The sequence below is a fragment of the Phenylobacterium sp. genome, assembly GCF_031425575.1.
Lineage (GTDB): Bacteria > Pseudomonadota > Alphaproteobacteria > Caulobacterales > Caulobacteraceae > Phenylobacterium.
On the sequence record NZ_JANPJP010000221.1, the window covers coordinates 1 to 5135 of the forward strand.

The 5135-nt window shown below is 67.2% G+C and carries 5 protein-coding genes; 2 read left to right on the top strand and 3 right to left on the bottom strand.

The genetic code is table 11. From position 1 onward, the window contains the following. Both RMO97_RS12560 and RMO97_RS12565 read right to left on the bottom strand, forming a co-directional pair. Positions 1-357: RpiB/LacA/LacB family sugar-phosphate isomerase (locus RMO97_RS12560; RefSeq protein WP_310541409.1), on the bottom strand; the 357-nt coding region annotated here is incomplete at its 3' end. Next, the gene (locus RMO97_RS12565; RefSeq protein ID WP_310541410.1) at positions 354-2441 is read right to left on the bottom strand and encodes an ATP-binding protein; all 2088 of its coding nucleotides are present in this window, start codon (positions 2439-2441) and stop codon (positions 354-356) included. The genes RMO97_RS12560 and RMO97_RS12565, both read right to left, overlap by 4 nt. A 233-nt stretch (positions 2442-2674) precedes the next feature. Between RMO97_RS12565 and RMO97_RS12570 the strand changes: the two genes are divergently transcribed. Beyond that, positions 2675-3094 carry an Hsp20 family protein gene (locus RMO97_RS12570; RefSeq protein WP_310541411.1) on the top strand — a complete coding sequence of 140 codons (420 nt, stop codon included), beginning with the start codon at positions 2675-2677 and terminating at the stop codon, positions 3092-3094. A gap of 45 nt (positions 3095-3139) precedes the next feature. Then, positions 3140-3394, top strand: coding sequence for a DUF1150 family protein (locus tag RMO97_RS12575; RefSeq protein WP_310541412.1), 255 nt, complete (start codon positions 3140-3142; stop codon positions 3392-3394). Between the two features lie 133 nt (positions 3395-3527). On the opposite strand, the gene RMO97_RS12580 is transcribed toward RMO97_RS12575, so the two are convergent. Further along, a partial coding sequence (locus RMO97_RS12580) for an ATP-binding protein (RefSeq protein WP_310541413.1) occupies positions 3528-5135 on the bottom strand: 1608 nt, incomplete at its 5' end.

Here is a 5135-nt window from a genome sequence, read left to right on the forward strand (position 1 = left end):
GCCCTCGCCCACCACGCGGGCGCCGATGGACAGCATGTTGGCGTCATTGTGCTGGCGGATCATGCGGGCCGAGAAGGTCTCGGCGCAGACCCCGCAGCGGACGCCGCGGACCTTGTTGGCCGCCATCATGATCCCCTGGCCGGTGCCGCACAGGATGATCCCGAACCGGCAGTCCCCCGAGGCCACAAGCCGCGCCGCCGCCGCGCCATGCTCGGGATAGGGGGTGCTCTCCGGCGTCGTCGGTCCGATATCCACCACCTCCCAGCCCTGGCCCCCGATATGGGCCGCGATGGCCTGGCGCAGCGCGATGGCGGAGTGATCGCTGGAAAGCACGACGCGGCGGTTGCTGGCGGTCATGGCGACGTCGTCCCATCGTCAGGAACTGGCCCGGACCGATCCGGCGCCTTCCCCCTGAGCACCTCCGCCACCCTTAGCGCCAGGGTCGGGCCATCAAAGGGCTTCTGCAGAACCGAGACGCCCGCGACCGCCCCCTCGAGGGCGACGCTGTCCAGGTGTCCCGAGACCAGCAGCAGCTTCTGGTGGGGCCGCATCTGTCGGGCCCGACGCGCCACCTCGGCGCCATTCAGTCCGGGCATCAGGAAGTCCAGCACGAACAGGTCGGGGTCGATTTCGGCCAGGGCGTTGAGCGCATCCTCGCCGTTCGCCGCCTGGAAGACCACATAGCCCCGGGCTCGCAGGGACCCCACCAGGACCTGGCGGACGCTCTCGTCGTCGTCGAGCACCAGGATGCGGCGTCCCTGGGCGGGGGGGAGCTCGGCCGCCGCAGTCTCGGGCTCGGGGGCGGGCCGGGAGGCGGCCTCGGAGGCCACCGGCAGGATGAGCTCCACCCGCGTGCCCTTGCCCAATTCACTCTGGATCTTGACCTCGCCCCCGCACTGGCGCGCGAAGGCGTAGACCTGGGCCAGCCCAAGACCTGTGCCCTTGCTCACCGCCTTGGTGGTGAAGAAGGGATCGAAGGCCTGATGCAGGACGTCTGAGGTCATGCCCTGTCCCGTATCGCTGACGGCCAGGACCACATGAGGCGTCGCCTTGCCCGCGCGGCGATGATCGACCAGCGCGCCCGTGAAGGTCAGCTGTCCGCCCTCCGGCATGGCGTCGCGGGCGTTGACCGCCAGGTTCAGCAGCGCCAGTTCCAGCTGGTTCCGGTCGGTGCTGACCCAGCGCGCCTCCGGCGCCACCTGCACCCGAATGACGACGCCTGGGCCCAGGGACTGATCCAGCAGTTCCGACATGCCCTCCAGGGTCGCCGCGATATCCACCGGCTCGACCCCAAGCTTCTGCGTGCGCGAGAAGGCTAGCAGGCGCGCCGTCAGCTTCGCGCCGCGCTGGGCGGCGTCCAGCGCGCCCTCGAGGTAACGGCGGTTGGGGTCTTCGGCCAAGGCGCGCCGAAGCACCAGGTCCAGACTTCCGATGATCGCCGTGAGCAGGTTGTTGAAATCATGGGCGATACCGCCGGTGAGATGGCCCAAGGCCTCCATCTTCTGCGCCTGGCGCTGGCCCTCTTCCACGCGGCGCGCCTGGGCCATGTCGCGCAGGGTGAGCCCGATCATCAGGCCCGATAGGGCCAGGCACCCCAGGACCACCACGACCCAGATCGCCATCGACCAGTAGCGGGCCGCCTCGAAGGGCGAGGAGGACACGGCCACGTGGGTGGACCAGCCGGTGAGCGGCGAGGTGACGTAGCCGGTATAGGTCGGAACGTCCTCCAGGGTGACATTACCATAGAACCCCTGGCCGCCTCGAAGCACCGCTTGGCGCAGTCGGGCCGATCCCGGGCGGCCCACCGTGGCCTCGTAGTGAAGGCTTCTGGAGATGAATCGTCCGGAACGGTCCACGACCGCGGCCACGACGGTTTCGGCGGGATAACGTGGCGCGGCGATCTTGTGAATGGCGCGGGGATCAAGCTCCACGGTCAAGATGTACCGCAGCCGTCCATCCCGCAGGATCGGCGTGTGCAGGGCGATTCCGTACCCGCCTGCGGCGTCCCTCACCACCCCACCGACAACCGGGACGGTGAAAGGCTTGCGGCCAAGGACGGCGACATCGGGGCCGGCGGGGCGGGGCGGGGCCGACGCCGGCCGCCTCAGGTCGAACAGTTCGAGCCCCGCCTGGGGATCGGACAGCCGCACCGTGCGCCAGCTGCCCGCAGCCGCCTTGAACTCGCCCGCGCGGCGATACGCCCGCGAAACCTCGTCCCGCTTGATGGAGTCAGCCAGGGACAACACCCGGCCCAGCCTCAGCTCGGCCATGACCTGAGCGTCCACCAGCCGCATGATCTCGTCGGCGCGGCCCCGGCTCAACGCCTCCAGATCCAGACGCCGCGTGTTGACGCCCTCATAGAACTGCAAGCCCGCGAGGATCAGCAGCGGCGCCATCACCGCCGCGGCGAGGCTGATCATCTGCCGCCGGATTCGCCCCATGTGTGCTGTACTCTCTGCTTGGGTTCGCCAGCGTGGAACCAATAGGTCCTGCAGACCGCGCCAAGGCAGCAACCTCAAACATGCTGTAACGGCGGCGTCCAGGGCTCTCCCGCCGCGGCCCTCCCGCCCCCGCCATTGAAAGCCCCGCTTGGCCTCACCATTTAGGAGTCATCCGGCCGCCGCGCCGATTTCGGGCGGTGCGCCGGAGAGTCGCTTAATTCGCGAGGACTCTGATGAACCGGCCGATCGTCTTCGATAGTCCCTTCCTGCTCGGGTTCGAGCACACGCGCAGCCTCATCGAGCGCGCCGCCAAGGCGGCCGCCGAGAGCTACCCGCCCTACAATGTCGAAGAGCGGGCGGACGGCGGCCTGCGGATCACGCTCGCGGTGGCGGGCTTCACCCCCGACACCCTGCAGGTGACCCTGGAGGACCGCCAGTTGGTGGTGGCCGGCAAGCGCGACGACGCGGGCAAGGCCGAGGACGCCTATCTGCACCGCGGCATCGCCGCCCGCGGCTTCATCCGCGCCTTCGTCCTGGCCGACGGCATGGAGGTGGAGAAGGCCCTGCTGGAACACGGCCTGCTGCACATCGATCTCGCCCGACCCGAGCCCGACAAGCTCATCAAGAAGATACCCATCCAGACGGCTGGCTGAACCTAGCGGTCGTAGTACGCGTTGCCTTTTCAAGGAGGTGGTCTGATGACACCCAATCTTACAGCTGAAGCCTTCGCCGCCCTCGGCGGTCCCGATCTCGTCTATGTGCGCCCGATCAAGGCCTCGGAAATCCTCGCCTCGACCACGGCCGCCCAGATCGAGGGCTTCAAGCTCGATCCGGAACAGACCCTCTACGCGGTCCACCGCGCCGACGGCGAACGCCTGGCCGTGATGACCGACAAGGACTCCGCCGTCGCCGCCGCCCTGGCCCACGAACTGGCGCCGGTGTCGGTGCACTAAAGACAAAGGGTTCCTTCGCCCCCTGCGGGGTCGAGAGCGGCGGTTCGCCTAATCGTTGGCGAACGGCATATCCGGACATGTCCGGGTCGCTCTCGACGGTGGCCGGTCGAAGGCGGGCCTCGTTGAGCTCGACCTATTCGCCGGCCTCGCCGTCTGGCTTATCCAACACCTCCCGCACCTTGGCGGCCAACTCCTCGATCGTGAACGGCTTCCCAAGCAACTCGACCCCGTGGTCGAGCACACCGTTGTGGACGACGGCGTTGCGGGTGTAGCCGGTCGTGAAGAGCACCTTGAGGCTGGGTCGGCGTCGGCGGGCTTCGTCGGCGAGCTCGCGCCCGTTCACGTCAGGCATGACGACGTCGGTGAAGAGCAGGGCGATCTCTGGGTGAGCATCTAGGAGTCGAAGCGCCGCCGGCGCACCGTCTGCGGTGATGACTCGATATCCCAACTCCCCTAAGGCGTCGGCGCTAAACTGACGAACCGCGGGTTCGTCCTCGACGACCAGCACCACCTCTTGCTGATCACCGTACGGTATGGGGCTGTTCTGGTCTTTTTCGCCGGCGTCACCTTCATGTCCAATCAACCGGGGAAGGTAGACCTTCACGGTCGTGCCTTCACCGGGCTCTGAGTAGATTTTCACGTGCCCGCCGGACTGCTTCACGAACCCGTACACCTGGCTCAGCCCAAGGCCGGTGCCTTTGCCGACATCCTTTGTCGTGAAGAATGGATCGAAAGCCCGGGCGATCACCTCCGGCGGCATGCCTGATCCCGTGTCGCTCACGGCGACCAGAACGTACTGTCCTGCGGGGACGCCGAGATGGGCCTTCACGTACCTGCCATCGAGATGGGCGTTGGCGGTTTCGATGGTTATGCGGCCGCCCCCTGGCATGGCGTCCCGCGCGTTCAGGGCGAGATTTAGAACGACATTCTCAAGCTGGTTGGGGTCGACGTGGGTCGGCCAAAGCCCGGCTGCCAACACAGTCTCCACCCGAACATCTCCGCCGAGGGAATGGTGCAGAAGGTCTGACATGCCCGCCACGAGCTTGTTCAGGTTGACGGGTTCTGGCTTGAGAGGCTGCTGACGTGAGAACGCGAGGAGCCGCTGGGTCAGAAGGGCGGCACGCCGCGCCCCATCGGCCGCGGCGTCGACGTAGCGCCGCGCTCGGGCGTCCTCAGCCCCGATCCGCCGGCCCAGGAGGTCGAGCGATCCAATCACAACCGCCAGCATGTTGTTGAAGTCGTGTGCGATCCCGCCGGTAAGCTGGCCGACGGCTTCCATTTTCTGGCTTTGCCTTAGGGCTTCCTCGGCCTGGTTGCGTTCGGCGACCTCTTCGGCGACCCGCTGCTCCAGAGTCTCATTCAGATGACGCAACGCCTCCTGGGCGCGCCGACGTTCGGCCAGATCGCGCTGGGCGGCCTGGTACAGAGCGGCGTTGTCCATCGCGATCGCCGCCTGCGCGGCGATCCCACTCATCAACCCCTCATGGCGTTCATTGAACCGCGCGGGTTGAGCGTGACCAAAGAAGAGTCCTCCAATTACAGAGCCGGAGCGGGAGACCACAGGCACGGCAAGATAGCTCCTCACCGGCATGTGGCCCTCAGGTATGCCGCGGTGAGGCTCGTTATGGCCATAGCGAGGATCAAGAAGGATGTCGTCGGATCGGATTATGCCTTCGCCCTGGAAGGTCGGTTGGAAGATCGCCGTGGCGCGCGGCATGCCAAAGCCCTCGAAGGCGCTGCG